Origin of the sequence: Streptomyces sp. NPDC050121 (assembly GCF_044460385.1) — a bacterium.
GTDB classification, from domain to species: Bacteria; Actinomycetota; Actinomycetes; order Streptomycetales; family Streptomycetaceae; genus Streptomyces; species Streptomyces soliscabiei.
Genome location: NZ_JBITJV010000008.1, coordinates 180,968 through 196,884 on the forward strand (window position 1 = coordinate 180,968; position 15,917 = coordinate 196,884).

Annotated in this window: 16 protein-coding genes and 3 pseudogenes; 10 read left to right on the plus strand and 9 right to left on the minus strand. The window is 71.7% G+C overall.

What is annotated here, in order from left to right:
- The first annotated feature begins 15 nt into the window (after nt 1–15).
- Nucleotides 16–1,350 carry a glutamate-1-semialdehyde 2,1-aminomutase gene (locus ACIBTS_RS14935; protein WP_399319507.1) on the plus strand — a complete coding sequence of 445 codons (1,335 nt, stop codon included), beginning with the start codon at nt 16–18 and terminating at the stop codon, nt 1,348–1,350.
- Between the two features lie 35 nt (nt 1,351–1,385).
- On the opposite strand, the gene ACIBTS_RS14940 is transcribed toward ACIBTS_RS14935, so the two are convergent.
- The 5 genes and pseudogenes from ACIBTS_RS14940 to ACIBTS_RS14960 all read right to left on the minus strand — a co-directional run bounded on the left by ACIBTS_RS14940 (nt 1,386) and on the right by ACIBTS_RS14960 (nt 5,190).
- On the minus strand, nt 1,386–2,048 hold the full coding sequence (locus ACIBTS_RS14940; protein ID WP_399319509.1) for a phosphatase PAP2 family protein: 663 nt from the start codon (nt 2,046–2,048) through the stop codon (nt 1,386–1,388).
- A 591-nt stretch (nt 2,049–2,639) separates the two neighbouring features.
- Nucleotides 2,640–3,178 (minus strand): annotated as a pseudogene (locus ACIBTS_RS14945) (response regulator transcription factor); the annotation flags it as partial.
- 7 nt (nt 3,179–3,185) lie between these two features.
- The gene (locus ACIBTS_RS14950; protein WP_399319511.1) at nt 3,186–3,917 is read right to left on the minus strand and encodes a phosphatase PAP2 family protein; all 732 of its coding nucleotides are present in this window, start codon (nt 3,915–3,917) and stop codon (nt 3,186–3,188) included.
- Nucleotides 3,914–4,519, minus strand: coding sequence for a phosphatase PAP2 family protein (locus tag ACIBTS_RS14955; protein WP_399319513.1), 606 nt, complete (start codon nt 4,517–4,519; stop codon nt 3,914–3,916). Before ACIBTS_RS14955 ends, ACIBTS_RS14950 begins: the two co-directional genes overlap by 4 nt.
- Nucleotides 4,516–5,190 carry a DedA family protein gene (locus ACIBTS_RS14960; RefSeq protein WP_399319514.1) on the minus strand — a complete coding sequence of 225 codons (675 nt, stop codon included), beginning with the start codon at nt 5,188–5,190 and terminating at the stop codon, nt 4,516–4,518. Before ACIBTS_RS14960 ends, ACIBTS_RS14955 begins: the two co-directional genes overlap by 4 nt.
- Between ACIBTS_RS14960 and ACIBTS_RS14965 the strand changes: the two genes are divergently transcribed.
- The 4 genes and pseudogenes from ACIBTS_RS14965 to ACIBTS_RS14980 all read left to right on the plus strand — a co-directional run.
- Nucleotides 5,177–5,302, plus strand: a complete 126-nt coding sequence (locus ACIBTS_RS14965) for a hypothetical protein (RefSeq protein WP_399319515.1) — start codon at nt 5,177–5,179, stop codon at nt 5,300–5,302. The genes ACIBTS_RS14960 and ACIBTS_RS14965 overlap by 14 nt on opposite strands.
- A 59-nt stretch (nt 5,303–5,361) precedes the next feature.
- Entirely contained in the window at nt 5,362–5,733 is a 372-nt protein-coding gene (locus ACIBTS_RS14970; RefSeq protein ID WP_399319517.1) for a BlaI/MecI/CopY family transcriptional regulator, read from the plus strand.
- Nucleotides 5,730–6,659: a M56 family metallopeptidase gene (locus tag ACIBTS_RS14975; RefSeq protein ID WP_399319519.1), complete on the plus strand. Its 930-nt coding sequence runs from the start codon at nt 5,730–5,732 to the stop codon at nt 6,657–6,659. Before ACIBTS_RS14970 ends, ACIBTS_RS14975 begins: the two co-directional genes overlap by 4 nt.
- Before the next feature lie 151 nt (nt 6,660–6,810).
- A pseudogene (locus tag ACIBTS_RS14980) lies at nt 6,811–7,105 on the plus strand (ATP-binding cassette domain-containing protein); the annotation flags it as partial.
- A 280-nt stretch (nt 7,106–7,385) separates the two neighbouring features.
- On the opposite strand, the gene ACIBTS_RS14985 reads toward ACIBTS_RS14980, so the two are convergent.
- On the minus strand, nt 7,386–8,558 hold the full coding sequence (locus ACIBTS_RS14985) for a sensor histidine kinase (RefSeq protein WP_399319520.1): 1,173 nt from the start codon (nt 8,556–8,558) through the stop codon (nt 7,386–7,388).
- A 4-nt stretch (nt 8,559–8,562) separates the two neighbouring features.
- On the minus strand, nt 8,563–9,249 hold the full coding sequence (locus tag ACIBTS_RS14990) for a response regulator transcription factor (RefSeq protein ID WP_399319521.1): 687 nt from the start codon (nt 9,247–9,249) through the stop codon (nt 8,563–8,565).
- Between the two features lie 299 nt (nt 9,250–9,548).
- Here ACIBTS_RS14990 and ACIBTS_RS14995 point away from each other — a divergent pair, with 299 nt between their 5' ends.
- Complete coding sequence (locus ACIBTS_RS14995) at nt 9,549–10,538, plus strand: endonuclease/exonuclease/phosphatase family protein (RefSeq protein ID WP_399319722.1); 990 nt, start codon at nt 9,549–9,551, stop codon at nt 10,536–10,538.
- A gap of 119 nt (nt 10,539–10,657) precedes the next feature.
- A complete protein-coding gene (locus ACIBTS_RS15000) occupies nt 10,658–11,740 on the plus strand; it encodes a YihY/virulence factor BrkB family protein (RefSeq protein ID WP_399319523.1) in 1,083 nt (360 codons plus the stop codon).
- Nucleotides 11,741–12,012: 272 nt separating this feature from the next.
- On the opposite strand, the gene ACIBTS_RS15005 is transcribed toward ACIBTS_RS15000, so the two are convergent.
- The gene (locus tag ACIBTS_RS15005; protein WP_399319525.1) at nt 12,013–12,591 is read right to left on the minus strand and encodes a malic enzyme-like NAD(P)-binding protein; all 579 of its coding nucleotides are present in this window, start codon (nt 12,589–12,591) and stop codon (nt 12,013–12,015) included.
- A gap of 109 nt (nt 12,592–12,700) precedes the next feature.
- A pseudogene (locus ACIBTS_RS15010) lies at nt 12,701–13,225 on the minus strand (NAD-dependent malic enzyme); the annotation flags it as partial.
- Between the two features lie 316 nt (nt 13,226–13,541).
- Here ACIBTS_RS15010 and paaK point away from each other — a divergent pair.
- The 3 genes from paaK (at nt 13,542) to ACIBTS_RS15025 (ending at nt 15,915) form a co-directional block, all read left to right on the plus strand.
- Nucleotides 13,542–14,906 (plus strand): phenylacetate--CoA ligase PaaK, encoded by a 1,365-nt coding sequence (gene paaK, locus ACIBTS_RS15015; RefSeq protein WP_399319526.1) that lies wholly within the window; start codon nt 13,542–13,544, stop codon nt 14,904–14,906.
- Between the two features lie 80 nt (nt 14,907–14,986).
- Entirely contained in the window at nt 14,987–15,472 is a 486-nt protein-coding gene (locus tag ACIBTS_RS15020; protein WP_399319527.1) for a MarR family winged helix-turn-helix transcriptional regulator, read from the plus strand.
- On the plus strand, nt 15,472–15,915 hold the full coding sequence (locus tag ACIBTS_RS15025) for a MarR family transcriptional regulator (protein ID WP_399319528.1): 444 nt from the start codon (nt 15,472–15,474) through the stop codon (nt 15,913–15,915). Before ACIBTS_RS15020 ends, ACIBTS_RS15025 begins: the two co-directional genes overlap by 1 nt.
- Nucleotides 15,916–15,917: the final 2 nt, after the last annotated feature.

Below are 15,917 nucleotides of genomic sequence, written 5' to 3' on the forward strand. Positions count from 1 at the left end.
AAAGTTGAGGTCGGTGTGGACACCGTAGACACCGCGGAACTCCTCCTGCCCCGGTCGCGGAGCGCGAACGAGCGGCTGCACGCCATGATCCCCGGGGGCGCGCACACCTACGCCAAGGGCGACGACCAGTACCCCGAGCACCTGGCCCCGGTCATCAGCCACGGCCATGGCGCCCACGTGTGGGACGTCGACGGCAACCGCTACGTCGAGTACGGCTCCGGTCTGCGGTCGGTCAGTCTCGGCCACGCCCACCCACGTGTGATCGAGGCGGTGCGCAGGGAACTCGACCGCGGCAGCAACTTCGTCCGGCCGTCCATCGTGGAGGTCGAAGCCGCGGAACGGTTCCTGGCGACGGTGCCCACCGCCGAGATGGTGAAGTTCGCGAAGAACGGCTCCGACGCCACCACCGCCGCGGTGCGCCTGGCCCGCGCCGCCACCGGGCGCCCGCGGGTGGCTCTCTGCGCCGACCATCCGTTCTTCTCCGTCGACGACTGGTTCATCGGCACCACCCCGATGTCCGCCGGCATTCCGGCGGCGACCAATGAGCTCACCATGTCCTTCCCCTACGGTGACCTGGCCGCCACGGAGGAACTGCTCACCCGGTACCAGGGCGAGGTCGCCTGCCTGATCCTCGAACCCGCCACCCACACCGAGCCGCCGCCCGGGTACCTCGCCGGCCTGCGCGAACTCGCCGACCGGCACGGCTGCGTACTGATCTTCGACGAGATGATCACCGGCTTGCGCTGGTCCGAGGCGGGCGCCCAGGGCCTGTACGGCGTCGTCCCCGACCTCTCCACGTTCGGCAAGGCGCTGGGCAACGGGTTCGCCGTCTCCGCGCTGGCCGGGCGCCGCGAGCTGATGGAGCGGGGCGGGCTGCGTCACTCCGGCGAGCGGGTGTTCCTGCTGTCCACCACGCATGGTGCGGAGACGCACTCCCTGGCAGCTGCGATGGCCGTGCTCACCACCTACGTCGAAGAGGGCGTCACCGCCCGGCTGCACGCCCTCGGCGAGCGGTTGGCCGCCGGTGTCCGCGACGCCGCGGCAGCCATGGGCGTCGGCGACCACCTCGTCGTCCGGGGCCGGGCCAGCAACCTGGTCTTCGCCACCCTCGACGAGAACCTCCAGCCGTCACAGCGGTACCGCACCCTGTTCCTGCGCCGGCTTCTCGCGGGCGGGGTGCTGGCCCCGTCGTTCGTGGTGAGCAGCGCGCTCGACGACGCCGACATCGATCACACCGTCGACGTGGTGGCCCAGGCGTGTGCGGTGTACCGGAAGGCACTTGACGCGGCCGACCCCACCCCCTGGCTGGCCGGGCGGCCGGTGCAGCCCGTGTTCCGCCGCTTGGCGTGACATGGCGTGATGATGTGCCGGGACGTGACGTGACGTCAGCGGCGTTCTGGCTGACGGGCGTCGGCGGTCCGGTCGATCAGCCACGCGGTCGCCGGGATCACCGCCAGCGCGGTGCACCAGCCGCCGAGGACGTCGGTCGGGTAGTGCGCGCCCAGGGCGACCTGCGCCCAGCCCATGGCGGCGCCGGCGACCAGCGCCGCGGCGAGCACGAGTGACAGGCCGGCCGTCCTGCCGAGGCCGAGCCGGCCGGTCGCGGGCAGGGCCACCACGAGGACGAGCGCGGTGAGGAAGGCGGTGTGCCCGCTCGGATAGGACAGGTTGTCGTCGCCGTGGATGGTGCGTCCCACCACGTGCTTGAGCAGCGTCGTCGTCCCCACGGTCAGGGCGGTGCCGGCGACGACGAGCACCGCCGCGCGAGGACGCCGAAGCAGCAGGCAGCCCGCCACGACGGCCGTGACAAGCAGCACCGATCCGGCGGGCTCCCCCAGGAAGTCCATGACCAGGGCGACGCGTCTCCAGGGCGGCCGCACACTGTCCGCCGTCGGCTGGATGATCCACCGGTCCACCCTGCCGGGCTCGCCGTGGCCGGCGTACAGGACGCCGAGCACGACGACCACCAGCGCGGCGAGCGCTGCGATCAGTCCGAGCCACGCGCGCAGCGACCGGGGCAGCACCGCGGGCGCCGACCGGCCGGTCACCCGCCCACCGCGTCCGGTCCCTACGGTGCCTCGGTCGCCGGCTGGCGCTGCAACCCTGCGATGCATCTCCCCCTCCTGCACGAAAAATCAGTCTCTGTTCGCCACCCTAACCAACAATGCCTCGCGCCGAACCGCCGTCGAAAAGCCCGCGGGTCAGCGTTCGGGACGACACCGCGGGTCATGGGTGTCTCGAAGCTGGGCCCGGTACACCCGCCGTGCGCCCGTGACCAGCCCTTCGGCCATCGTGTTCAGGTTGCGTTCAGACCTGGACGAGCCTCGGGCAACGAAGGCACCAGAGGCGCCAAAACTCTGGCAAAGGGGTCTGGGGCAAGCGGCGGGCGCCGTGCCATCGTGCCTGCCGTGACGACTGATCACCTCACTCACGACCGGCATGCGCGCCACGCCCGACACATGGCGAGCAAGGTGCCGGAGATGACCGTCTACTTCTGGATCATCAAGGTGCTGACGACGGGCGTGGGCGAGACGGCCTCCGAAGGAGTTCGTCGTGGGAGGTTTCCAGGACGCGTACCGTCGTGCCGCTGGTGTCGACGGTCGTCGCGACGGCGGCGGCGCGGGTGCGCAGTTCGTCGTCCGCCTGGTGCTGGAGGCGGTGGCCGGCCGCGGGTTGTCGTGGACCTGGGCGCCCTCGGGCCAGCGCCCCGGACCAGTTCGCGGCGGCGCACGATGCCGCCGGAGGCCGCCATGAGCACGGCCAGGAGACGGAACTCGGTCGGGGTCAGATCGACCCGGGTACCTCGGACGCCGGCCAGGTGCCGGACGGCGTCCAGTACCGGGTCTCCTGTCGTGACGGCAGGTGGCGGCGCGGCCCGTTTCAGGGCTGCCCGCAGGCGGGCCGCGAGTTCGGTGAGGTGGAACGGCTTGGGCAGGTAGTCGTCGCCGCCGGCCGAGAACCCGGACAGCCGGTCGGGCAGCCGGTGATGGGCGGTCAGGAAGATGACCGGGGAGAGGAATCCGTTCGCGCGCATCGCCTGGCACACGTCCCGCCCGTCGGCGTCGGGCAGCCCGATGTCGAGCACGGCGGCACAGATGTCGGCGGTGGCCAGCCGCAGGGCGGTGGCGCCGTCCGGCGCGGGCACGGTGTTGAAGCCCTCCTCGCGCAGCCCGCGCATCAACACGTCACGCAGGGCGTGATCGTCCTCGACGACCAGGATCGTCCGGCGCGCGGCCCTCCTTCTGTTCTCGTGCCGTGTCCGTCGTACCGGGGGTCGAGCGCTCGGGCAGCCGACGGGCCACGGCACACAGGCACACTCCCAGCCAGCCGAGGGCGAACAGCCAGCCGCCGACGACGTCGGTGAACCAGTGCACCCCGAGGTAGACGCGGGTCAGTCCGACCAGCGCGCCCCAGCCGCCGATGATCAGCGCGAGCAGGGTTGCGCCCCGTGGGGCGCGCACCCGGACGGCGATGATCAGCAGCCCCGCGGTGAGGGCCGCCGTGGTGGTGTGACCGGATGGGAACGCCCACCCCGAGGCATGCGTCTCCCAGTCCGCCAGGGGTGGCCGCGGCCGCGCGACGAGCGCCATCACCGCGTACCGCAGCGCCTGGCCCCCCGCGAGACAGGCCAGACAGAGCGCGACGGCGAGCGCGCGCTGCCGGAGGGTGCGTCCCGCGATGACTCCGGCCAGCGCGGCCAACGCGAACGGGACGAGGCCCGTCCCGGTGGCGGTCAGCCCGCGGGCGAACGCCACCGCCACGTCGGGGCGGTGGCCGACGGACCACGACAGCAGGTCGGCGTCCGCGAACAGCGGCCCGCCGTCGTGGCCCGCCACGACCATGCCCAGTACGCCGAACGCCGCCCAGGCGCCGAGGCCGCAACTGCCGGCCAGTTCGGCTACCTCGCCGCGCTTCACGACACCACCAGCAGCGGACGCAGGCGGGTGGCCGTGAGCCGCAGGGCTGCGGCCTCCGCACGCCTGCGCAGTGCCGACATGACGAGCAGGGCGGCCACAGCGCCCACCACGACGCCTGCCAGCACGTCGTGGGGGTAGTGTGCGCCGACCCAGACACGTGAGACGGCCATCGCGCAGGCGGCCACCGCGGCGACCGCGCCGAGCCGGCGGGAGACGAACAGCAGGGCGACGGCCGCGGCCGCGGCGATGGCCGCGTGGTTGCTGGGGAAGGACCAGTCGCCGGGCGCCGGACACGCCTCAAGCGTCGCCGCCCGTAGGCTCTGACAGGGCCGGTCCTCGCGCACCAGCAGCTTCAGCATCGCGTCCACCCCGAAGGCCACGACCACGACGAACGGCACGGCGAGCGCCGTCACCGACGCGGTGGCGCCCGCCCGCCGGGCGCGCCACCAGCCGACCGCCATGAGCACCGCGAACAGGGCGAGCCCGTACGTCGACCATGCCGTCACCGTGTCGTCCAGCCACGCCGGAGCATGCTGGGCGAGGTTCACCACGTCGGTGTAGGCCGAGCCGTCGACCGACGAGCCGTCGAGGGCGAGGATCATCCGCGTGCCTCCTCGGCCTTCGCCCTCGCGTCCCGACGTGAGCGGTATGCCTCGGCGGCGAGCGGAATCAGCGACAGGGCCACGATCACCGCGACGATCGGCAGCAGATACCGGTCCACGTTCGGCACGGAGGAGCCCAGCGCGTATCCCGCCAAGGTGAGACCGAGGCTCCACACCAGCCCCCCGGCCACCTGCCAGACGGTGAACGTCCGCACCGGCACCCCCAGGGCGCCCGCCATCGGGTTCAGGACCGTGCGCACCACCGGGACGAAGCGGGCCAACACGATCGCCTTCGCGTATCCGTACCGCTCCAGCAGCTCCTCCGCGCGCTGCGCCCCCTCGTGCAGGCGGGCCGAGCGGCTGCGCGCCAGCAGGGCGCCGCCCGCTCTTCGGCCCAGGAGATATCCGCACTGAGCGCCCGCCAGCGCCCCCACCGCCGCGGCCACCAGCAGCGGGCCGAGCGACAGTTTCAGGCCGCGGTCGGCAGAGCCGGTGCACAGCAGACCGGCCGTGAACAGCAGCGAGTCGCCCGGCAGGAAAAAGCCGATCAACAGTCCGGTCTCGGCGAACAGCACCACACCCACGCCCAGCACGCCGAAGGCGGACAGCAACGACCGGGCGTCCAGCACATTCACGGCGAGCTGCGACGATAGGTGCATGGCTGTGGTCATCGTCGAGAGCCCTTTCGTCGTTCGTTCTTCGTCGTTCGTTCTTCGTCGTTCGACCTTCGTGCCGACCGTCGGACGCGCTGAGAACGCCCGGCATGGCGGCGCCGACAACTGACTACAATCCTGTAGACGGTCTACTGCACTGTAGACGATGGCGGAGTGAGGAACGTTCCCATGACCGACGCGAGGGACGAGAGACGGCCGGCCGGCGAGCTCGAAGCCGCCGTCATGGCCGCGCTGTGGGTCGCCGGGGTCCCGCTCACGCCCGGACGGCTGCGGACCGAACTCGGCTTCGGCCTGGCCCGCACGACGGTGGCGACGATACTGACCCGCCTGCACGAGAAGGGCGCCGTCAGCCGCGAGCGGCAGGGACGCGGCTACGCCTACTCCCCCGTCCAGGACGCTCCCGGCCTGACCGCCCGGCGCATGCACACCGAACTCGACCGGGACACCGACCGGGAGACGGTCCTGGCCCGCTTCGTCGCCCAGCTCAGCCCCGGCGACGAGCAGTACCTGCGCCGGCTCCTGGAGAGTGACGAGCGATGACCGCCCTGCTGCTCGTCCCGCTGGTCCTGCCCTTCCTCGCACCCGTGCTGGCACGCCGGACCCTCGACCGCCTCGCCCCCGCCACCGCGCTGTGGGTCCTCACCGCCTCGGCCCTGGCCCTGGCGGGAACCTGCGTCGCCGCCCTCGGCGCCCTGGTGCTCACCGGACTGCTCAAGCTCCCTGCCTTCGCCGCCCTCGGCGAACTCGTCCACCCCCTGCGGACCCCCTCGGACCACTTCGTCCTCCCCGCGGCCATGGCGGCCACCGGAGTGCTCACCCTCAGCGTCTGGACCCTGGTGCGCTCCGCATTGCGGCAGACCCGCGCCTGGCGTACCGCCCGGACGCAGGCCGACCGCCGCCCCACCGCCGGCGACCTGTGCGTCGTCGACTCGCCGCACCCGGACGCGTACGCCCTGCCCGGACGGCCCCACCGCATCGTCGTCACCACCGCCATGCTGCGCAGCCTCGGCTCCGCCGAGCGCGAGGCCCTCTTCGCCCATGAACGCGCCCACAACCGGGCCAGCCACCACTACTTCCTGGCCGCGGCCGAACTCGCCGCGCACTGCCACCCCGCCCTGCGCACGGCCCGCGAGACCATCCGGCTCGCTGTGGAGCGGGCCGCCGACGAGGCCGCCGCCACCGTCGTCGGCGACCGGCGCCTGATCGCCACGGCCATCGCCCGCGCCGCCCTCGCCGGCCACGCCTCCCCCTCCACCCGCCCGGACTTCGCACCCGCGGCGACGACCGGGCCCGTGCCGCAACGCGTCGCCGCCCTCCTCCGGCCCGTCGAGGGGCGCTCGCGCGCCCGGCGTTTCACCGCGTTCCTCCTCGTGGCCTGCACCGTCCTGTCCGTCGCGGCCGGAACGGCCGGCGTGGTCGACTTCCACCACGAGGTCGAGATCGCCCAGGGCGAGGACGGCCCGTGACCGGACCGGCCCGCGGGCGGCTCCGCCCAGAGGGCGCGTAGTACCGGGGTACTACGCGCCCGGCGCGGTTCAGCCTCCCGGTACCACCGGATCGGGGTGATCCGCGTCTTGGCGTTGCGGGTGAGGCGATGGAGGTGAGGACGGCCGAGCAGCCCGGCACCGGGCGCCGCTGCAGGAGGTCGGCGCGCTGTTGGAGGCGAAGTCGATCCACCCGGGCCGCTCGGCGTACAACCACCTCAGGGCCCTCGCGCTGACCCACGGCATTCCGGGCCGCCGGGTCGACGAGGTCATCGACCTCGCGGGCCTCGGCAGCGTCGCGAGAAGCGGGCGGCGCCTTCTCCCTCGGGATGGAGCAGCGGCTGGGCATCGCGGCGGCGCTGCTGGGCGATCCGCAGACGGTGATGCTGGACGAGCCGGTCAACGGGCTGGACCCGGAGGGTGTGCTCTCCGGCGACGCCGTCATCGCGCCCGCCCTCACCCGCCGCCTTCTGGAGGAGTACGCCCGCTACGTGCCGGCGCACCGCGCGGACTCCGTCGAGGACCCGGGACTCGCCTCACTCACCGACCGCGAGCGCGAGATCCTCGTCGCCGTCGCAGGGGCTGGACCAACGGTGAGATCGGAGCCCGCGACCGCATCCAGGCCGTGATCTTCGCCTACGACGGGGTCTCGCCCGGCCCAGCGTGGACTGAACCACGGTCTGCCGTGCGGTGCCGGGTGCGTTTTCTTCACCTGTCGATGTGCGGGGACCTGTCCGTGTGCGGGGACCTGTCGGGGTGCGGGGCTGTCGCGGGTAGTTCCACGGTGATGCGGAGCCCGCCGGCCGGGCGCGGGGTGAGGGTGAGCGTTCCGTCGTGGGCGTGGGTGATGGTCCTGACGATGGCCAGGCCGAGGCCGACGCCCGCGTGGTCGGTGTGCACGCGCTCGGTGCCGCGCCGGAAGGCTTCGGTGAAGGTCGAGGCGAGCTCCGGGGTGACCCTCTCGCCGGTGTTCTCGACCGTGAGCACCACCGTGCCGGGGTGCACGCTCGTGTCGACCCACACGGTGCCCTGGTCGGGCCGGTTGTGGACGATCGCGTTGTGCACGAGGTTAGTGGTCAGCTGCAGCAGGAGCGCCGGCGATCCGATCGTGGGGGTGATGTCGCCGCGGGTCTCGATGGTGACGCCCCGCTTTTCCGCGAGGGGAAGGAGTGTTTCGGTGGCTTCCTCCGCCATGAGGGACAGGTCGACGCGTTCCCGCGTGAAGGACCGCTGATCGGCTCGGCTGAGCAGGAGCAGTGCCTCGGTGAGGTCGATCGCTCGGGTATTGACGGCGTGGAGACGGTCGATGACTTCGCGGGTGTCGCACGTCGGGTCGGTGCGGGCCACGTCGATGAGGGTCTTCGAGACGGCCAGCGGGGTGCGCAGCTCGTGCGAGGCGTTGGCTGCGAATCTTCGCTGTTCGGCGACGTGTGCTTCGAGCCGCGCGAGCATCGTGTCGAAGGCGTCGGCGAGTTCGCGGAACTCGTCGTTGCGGCCCGGCAGCCGGATCCGGTGAGAGAGTGATCCGTTCGTCGCCGTGCGTGTGGCGTCGGTGATGCGGGTCAGTGGGGCAAGCATGCGGCCGGCGAGGATCCACCCTCCCACGAGGCCGAACACCAGCAGGAACGCCAACACCGCGGCTGCCCTCGGAGCGAAAACGGCCAGGAGGGCGGACCGGACGGGAAAAACATCGCTCGCGGGCTTGTCACCGGCGTTGATGAGCATCGCCCGGTCGGGGACGTAACGCAGGAGGAACACCCATACGGCGGCCAGCAGCAGGGCGCCGGCCAGCATGAGGAACCCTGCGTAGCTGAGGGTGAGTTTGACGCGAACGCTCACTCCGGACGGCCTGTCCGTACCCGCCTGCCTCGCCTCCTTCATCTCCCTAATCTCCCTCGTCTCCGGCCGCCGGCTGCGTGTCGATGCGGTAGCCGACGCCCGGCACGGTGGCGATGATCCAGGGTTCGCCGAGCCGCTTGCGCAGTGCCGAGACGGTGATGCGCACGGCGTTGGTGAACGGGTCGGCGTTCTCGTCCCACGCGCGCTCCAGGAGTTCCTCGGCGCTGATCACCCCGCCTTCGGCGGCGACGAGGACGTCGAGCACGGCGAACTGCTTCCTGGTCAGGGCGACGTAGCGGCCCTCCCGGTAGACCTCTCTGCGGAACGGGTCCAGACGCAGGCCCGCGATCTCCCGTACGGGCGGTCTGTTGTGGGCACGCCTGCGGTCGAGTGCTCTGAGCCGGAGCACGAGTTCGCGCATTTCGAAGGGTTTCGTGAGGTAGTCGTCGGCGCCGAGTTCGAACCCGGTGGTCTTGTCGTCGAGACGGTCGGCGGCGGTGAGCATGAGGATCGGCATGCCGCTGCCGGAGGCGACGATGCGTTTGGCGATCTCGTCGCCGGTCGGTCCGGGGATGTCGCGGTCGAGGACGGCGATGTCGTAGGCGTTGATGCTCAGCAGACCCAGGGCGGTGCCGCCGTCACCTGCGATGTCGGCCGCGATCGCTTCCAGGCGCAGGCCGTCGCGGATGGCTTCTGCCAGATAGGGCTCGTCCTCGACGATCAGCACACGCATGCGGTTCAGGCTACGAGGCGGCGCATATCGTCCGCGTATCGAAATCCGCATACGTGCCGGCAACACGGCGCCGCCTTGACTGGTGGCATGAATCGAACACCACTGTCGGCACGGCAGCCCTCGGTCGATCGTGGGGGCCGGCACGAACATGCCGACCCCACCCGGGACCCTAGGACGCAGCAGTGACGGGCAGTGAGCGAGCGCAGACGGTGGCGCCGGTGGACACGGCGCAGACGGAGCAGGGCGGCGCAGGCCTCCTGGCCACCGGCGCCGACGGCCGGCGCGCGGGCGTCCGCCGCCTGATCCGTGCCGCCTCCCGGCCGGGGCCCTGGAAGCGCGGCCCGGTCCTCGCGGCGCTGGCGCTGCTGCTCGGGCTGCTCATGCTGCTGCACGCGAAGATCCCGAACCGGATCGGGAACCTCGGCAGCCTGGTGGAGACCTTCCTGCCGTGGTTCGGCCTGTTCGTGCCGGTGCTGCTGGCCGGGGCGCTGTGGCGCCGCTCCGCCTCCGCGGTGGCCGCGCTGCTGCTGCCGGTCGTGGTGTGGCTGAACCTGTTCGGCGGACTGCTCGGCGACAAGTCCCACCCGGGCAGCGACCTCACCGTCGTCAGCCACAACGTCGGCGCCGACAATCCCGACCCGGTCGGCACCGCTCGCGACCTGGCCGCCTCGGGCGCGGACGTGCTGGCCCTGGTGGAGCTGACCGAGCAGGCCAGGGGCACGTACGAGAAGGAGCTGGCGACGGCGTACCCGTACCACGCCGTGCAGGGCACGGTCGGGCTGTGGAGCAAGCTGCCGCTGTCGGACACCCGGCCGGTCGACATCGCGCAGGACGTCGGACCGCTGGCGGACACCAAGCCGATCGAGGTCAAGTTGGCCTCCAGCCGGGCGCTGCGCACCACGGTGGCCACGGACCAGGGGCCGCTGGCGGTGTACGTGGCCCACCTGGGGTCGGTACGGGTGAATCCCAGGGTGGGCTTCTGGACGGACTCGCGGGACAGGAACGCGAAGGCGCTCGGCAAGGCCATCGCCGCCGAGCGGAACGAGCGGGTGGTGCTGCTCGGCGACTTCAACGGCACGATGGACGACCGCGCGTTCGACGGCATCACCTCGCGGCTGCGCTCCGCCCAGGACGTGGCCGGGGACGGCTTCGGCTTCAGCTGGCCGGCGAAGTTCCCGGTGGCACGGATCGACCAGATCCTTGTCAGGGGCGTGGAGCCGGACAGCTCGTGGGTGCTGCCGGCCACCGGCAGCGACCACCTGCCGGTGGCGGCCGGAATCAGCTGGTGAGGCACCGCCCGAGGCCACCACGGCGACACCTCGGGGACCGTTCCATGAACGCCCGATATGGCACGTATTCATGTCATGTGTTCACGCATGGGTGGCGCAGCGGCGGATACCCGGGCGGAATGGTACGGACACTGAAGCCGCACAAACGGCACGGCGAGCGCGCCGCGGCGGACGGCGAGTGCGGCACGGGGCAGGCCGCCCGGTCCGCCGCCGGGCCGGACGAGCGGGTTGAGCGGCGGGCCCCCGAGAAGCCGACGGACCTGCCCAAGCGCTCCTGGGGAGCGGTGCTGAAAGGCACCCTCAAGGAGTTCAAGAAGGACGAGTTGGCCGACCGGGCCGCCGCGTTGACCTACTACTCGATCCTGGCGCTGTTCCCCGCCCTGCTCACGCTGGTGTCGCTGCTGGGGATCGTCGGGCAGTCGGCCACGCAGGCGGTCCTGGACAACATCCGCAAGCTCGCCCCGGGCGCGGCCCAGGACATCCTGCGCAATGCCGTGCACCAGATGCAGGGCAAGGGCGGACTCGGCTCGATCATGGCGATCGTGGGTCTGGTCCTGGCGGTGTGGTCGGCGTCCGGTTATGTCGCCGCGTTCATCCGCAGCGCCAACGCGGTCTACGACATCCCCGAGGGCCGCCCGGTCTGGAAGGTGCTGCCGGTGCGGGTCGGCGTGACCGTGCTGCTGATGGTGATGGCTGTGATCAGTGCACTGATCGTCGTGTTCACCGGCGGGCTGGCCCGGCAGGTCGGCGCCGCGCTCGGGGCCGGTGACACGGCGCTGACCGTGTGGTCCATCGCGAAGTGGCCGGTGCTGGTGGTTCTGGTGACGGTAATGATCGCGGTCCTGTACTGGGCCACCCCCAACGCGCGGGTCCGCGGCTTCCGCTGGATCACGCCGGGCAGTGGCCTGGCCCTGCTGATCTGGATGACCGCCTCGGCCGGGTTCGCGCTGTACGTGGCGAACTTCGGCTCGTACAACAAGACCTACGGCGCTCTCGCCGGTGTGATCATCTTCCTGGTGTGGCTGTGGATCACCAACCTGGCGATCCTGCTCGGCCTGGAGTTCGACGCGGAGCTGGTGCGTCAACGAGCCGTCGCCGGGGGCCTTCCGGCCGACGAGGAACCGTACGTCCAGCCGCGCGACACCCGGACGTGGGACGAGGAGGACCGCCGTGGCCTCGGGCCCGACACCCGCTCCCGGTGACCGAGTGGGGACCGGTCGCCTCCGGGTACAGCTCCACCAGCCCCAACAAGTGACCCCGGGAATCGAACCGGGCGGCGGTCCGTGATGGCGATCGGACTGATCGCCAGGGTGGTGGCGCTGATCGCCTGAGGCGTCCGCTGCACGCTCAGAGATGCCGGGCTTGGAACCGGCATGCCGGGGTAATCGGGCCATGTCGGCGGGGAAGCGGCGAAGCGCCTGGGGAGGTCTACGCCGCTCCCCCGCCCCCTTGCGATCAGGGCCGCCCCTTGCCGTCAGCGCCCCCTTGCCGTCAGCCCCCTTGCCGTCAGCGCCCTTGCGGTCAGCGGTACTCGGGCTGCCACATGGCGTCCTGGATCTGCTGGATGACGTCGTCGAGGCGGACCGTCGCGACGTCCTCCTCGGCGGCGCGGCGGGCGACGGCCGCGGCGACCACGGCCGAGGAGGCGCGCAGGTTCCGCACCTCCGGCAGCAGGGCGGCCCCGGGCTTCGACAGGTCGGCGAGGCCAGATGCGGCGGGTGGCTTCCTCGTGGTCCAGCCCGTCGCGGACCATGGCGTCGCGCAGCTGGTCGGCGATGCCCACACCGGCCGTCCCCGCGCCGAAGACCACGATCCGCTGGTCCCGCAGGGGCGTGCCGGAGACCCGTGCCGCGTTCAGGACGCAGGCCAGCGTGATCGCGCCGGTGCCCTGGAGATCGTCGTTGAAGGTGCACAGCTGGTCGCCGTACCGCTCGAGGAGCCGGCGGCCGTTGCCGGGGCCGAAGTCCTCCCAGTGCAGCAGCGCGTGCGGGAACAGCTCGCCGACCGCCTCCACGAAAGCGGCGACGAACACGTCGTACGCCTCCCCGCGCACCCTGTTGTGCCGGTTGCCGACGTACAGCGGGTCGTTGAACAGCGCCTGGCCCGGTGCCGACGTCGAGCATCACCGCCACGGCCCGCCCCGGGTGGATACCCGCGGCGGCGGTGTAGACCGCCGGCTTGCCGACAGAGAGCTGCATGCCGCCGACACCCCAGTCACCGATGCCGAGGAGCTGCTCCCCGTCGGTGGCCACCACCAGGTCGACGTCGTCGGGGCCAAGGCCGAGCGCCCGGAATGCGGGACGGACGTCCTGCGGGCGGTCGACGGACAGATAGACGCCGCGCGGCCGGCGGTATTCGTGGCTGTACCGCTTGACCGCCTCACCCACGGTCGGGTCGTACACGACCGGCAGCAGCTCGGGGAGGTGGTCGCAGAGCAGCCGGAAGTAGAGGACCTCATTGCGGTCGTGGAGCTGCTCCAGGTACACGTTCTTGGCCACGTCGTCCGGCTGGGCCCGCAGTTGCTCCCATGCCCGTCGCGCCTGGAGTTCCAGGGGCAGCACCCCGGGCGGCAGCATCCCGACCAGGCCGTGCCGTTCCCGCTCCTGCTGGGTGAAGGCGACACCCTTGTTGCTCGACGGGTCCGCGAGCAGCGCACGGCCACCCGGTCCCCCGCGCCTGTGGACCATGGGATCTCCTCACGTCGGCCGCGGCGCTTGCCGTCAGGACTCGTTCGTCACCTCGCCCCCAGGTACCCATCCGACCCCGACACACGCGACGGGCGGCGAAGAGAGGCCGGAGGTGACGATGCCGTCAGACAAGGGCGGACTCCTCGACGGCGGTGGGCAGGCGATCCGCCTCTTGACATGCAGTGGGACGGCTGGATTACTTGGCCGTGTCGCTAACCGAATGTTCGGTCGGTTCCCAGGGCGGTGGAGACGGTGACGCGGCCCCCTGACGAAAGGCCGCGGCCGCAGGGTCGCAGCATGGAGGCGAGGAGTCGCGATGAGCACCGAACCGACAGCCCCGGCCGTCGCCCGATCCCGCCGGGGCGAGCCGCTCCCCCAGGAGCTGCTGGACGACGGCGAGCGGATGACGCGCGAGCAGCTGACGGAGCTCCAACTCGACCGCCTGCGGGCGACGTTGCGACACGCCTACGACAACGTCGAGCAGTACCGGAAGAAGTTCGACGAGGCCGGGGTCGGGCCCGACGACTGCCGCTCACTGAAGGACCTGTCCCGGTTCCCCTTCACCACCAAGGCCGACCTGCGGGACACGTACCCCTTCGGCATGTTCGCCGTCCCCCCGTCCGAGATCCGCCGCATCCACGCCTCCAGCGGGACCACCGGCCGCCCCACCGTGGTCGGCTACACGGAGAACGACCTGTCGATGTGGGCCGATGTGGTGGCCCGCTCGATCCGCGCCGCAGGCGGCCGCCCCGGACACAAGGTGCACATCTCGTACGGCTACGGGCTGTTCACCGGCGGCCTCGGCGCCCACTACGGGGCCGAGCGGGCCGGGTGCACAGTGATCCCCGCGTCGGGCGGCATGACGGCACGGCAGGTGCAGCTCATCCAGGACTTCCAGCCCGACATCATCATGGTCACCCCCTCCTATCTGCTCACGCTCCTCGACGAGTTCGAGCGTCAGGGCGTCGATCCGCGCTCCACCTCGCTGAAGGTCGGCATCTTCGGCGCCGAGCCATGGACGGAGGAGATGCGCCGCGAGATCGAGGAGCGCATGGACCTCCACGCCGTCGACATATACGGCCTGTCCGAGGTGATCGGTCCGGGTGTGGCGCAGGAGTGCGTGGAGACCAAGGACGGGCTGCACGTCTGGGAGGACCACTTCTACCCGGAGGTCGTCGACCCGATCACGGGCGAGGTGCTGCCCGACGGCGAGGAGGGCGAGCTGGTCCTCACCTCCCTCACCAAGGAGGCGCTGCCGGTCATCCGCTACCGCACCCGCGATCTGACCCGGCTGCTGCCCGGCACCGCCCGACCCGCCTTCCGCCGTATCGAGAAGATCACCGGCCGCTGCGACGACATGATCATCCTGCGCGGGGTGAACGTCTTCCCCAGCCAGATCGAGGAGATCGTGCTGCGCACGCCCGGTGTCGCCCCGCACTTCCAGATCCAGCTGAGCCGGCGCGAACGGATGGACCACATGACCGTCCTCGTCGAAGCCCGCCCCGGTACGGACACGGCTCCGGGCCCGCGCCCGGAGCCGCGCGACGCCGCCGCCCGGGCGATCGCCCAGGGGATCAAGGACGCCGTCGGCGTGCGCGTCGAGGTGAGGATCGTCGACCCGGAGACCCTGGAGCGCTCGCTCGGCAAGCTGCGCCGGGTCAGGGACCTGCGCAAGGCGTGATCCGCTCGGCACGGGTCGCCCCGACGACGGGCGCGCGGATTTAGTAGCCATGGACATAGTAGCCATGTAATGTATTGCCCATGAGCGAGCGCAGCGGTTCCGAACGGGCCACGCCCGGTTACCTGGTGTGGCGGTTGTCGACGAAGTGGCGCGTGGCCGTCGACCGGGCGGTGGCGCCGCTCGGCCTCACGCACGCGCAGTACTCGCTGGTCGCCTCGCTCCACGGCATGCAGCGGGCCGGTGAGCGCCCCAGCCAGCGCCGCCTCGCCGACCACACTGGGCTCGAGCCGCTCTACGTCTCGAAGCTCGCGCGCGCCCTGGAGTCCGCGGAGCTGATCGAGCGCACCCGCGACCCCCGCGATCCGCGCGCCGTCCAACTGGCGCTCACCGAACAGGGCCAGGACGTCACCCGACGGGCCGTCCAGGTGGTCCAGGGACTGCTGGAGCAGCTGCTGCAACCGCTCGGCGGCCTGGACAGCGCACGGACGCACACCTTCAAGAGCGAGCTGGCGCTCCTGCTCGACACGCCGCTCGACTTCACCGACGAGACCCCTCAGGAGCAGTGATGACCTCAACCCCACAGCCCGCCAACGGCCGCACCATAGGCCTGGCGCACTACGCGGGCCGCGCCGTCCTGGAGCACGTCCTGGCCCGGCACGGCGCCACTTTCCAGGAGCAGATCGTCGTCCGCAGGGCCGTCGTCGCCGACGGTCCGCTGGACCTCGGCACACTCGTCGAGCGGGTCACCGCGGACCTCAAGGTGGACGCGGCGGACGTGCGCGCCACCGTCGGCACGCTGCTCACCAAGGGGTTGCTGGCCGCCGACGGCCCGCTGATCAGCCCCACGCACGCCGGGCGCGAACTGTTCGCCGCGATCGGCGCCGAGACGGGCGAGGTCTCGGCCCGGATCTACGCCGGGATCCCGGCGGAGGACCTGGCGACGGCCGGACGCGTCCTCGCGCGCATCACCGAACGGGCCGACGCGGAGCTGGCGGCCCTGACCTCATAGCC

Coding starts and splice junctions, on each gene's coding strand:
- ACIBTS_RS14955 (WP_399319513.1), bottom strand. CDS start 4,519: ATGATCCTCGCCCTCGACGGCTCGTCGGTCGACGGCTCGGCCTACACC.
- ACIBTS_RS14965 (WP_399319515.1), top strand. CDS start 5,177: ATGGCTGTGGTCATCGTCGAGAGCCCTTTCGTCGTTCGTTCTTCGTCG.
- ACIBTS_RS14960 (WP_399319514.1), bottom strand. CDS start 5,190: ATGACCACAGCCATGCACCTATCGTCGCAGCTCGCCGTGAATGTGCTG.
- ACIBTS_RS14970 (WP_399319517.1), top strand. CDS start 5,362: ATGACCGACGCGAGGGACGAGAGACGGCCGGCCGGCGAGCTCGAAGCC.
- ACIBTS_RS14975 (WP_399319519.1), top strand. CDS start 5,730: ATGACCGCCCTGCTGCTCGTCCCGCTGGTCCTGCCCTTCCTCGCACCC.
- ACIBTS_RS14985 (WP_399319520.1), bottom strand. CDS start 8,558: ATGAAGGAGGCGAGGCAGGCGGGTACGGACAGGCCGTCCGGAGTGAGC.
- ACIBTS_RS14990 (WP_399319521.1), bottom strand. CDS start 9,249: ATGCGTGTGCTGATCGTCGAGGACGAGCCCTATCTGGCAGAAGCCATC.
- ACIBTS_RS15000 (WP_399319523.1), top strand. CDS start 10,658: ATGGTACGGACACTGAAGCCGCACAAACGGCACGGCGAGCGCGCCGCG.
- paaK (WP_399319526.1), top strand. CDS start 13,542: ATGAGCACCGAACCGACAGCCCCGGCCGTCGCCCGATCCCGCCGGGGC.
- ACIBTS_RS15020 (WP_399319527.1), top strand. CDS start 14,987: ATGAGCGAGCGCAGCGGTTCCGAACGGGCCACGCCCGGTTACCTGGTG.
- ACIBTS_RS15025 (WP_399319528.1), top strand. CDS start 15,472: ATGACCTCAACCCCACAGCCCGCCAACGGCCGCACCATAGGCCTGGCG.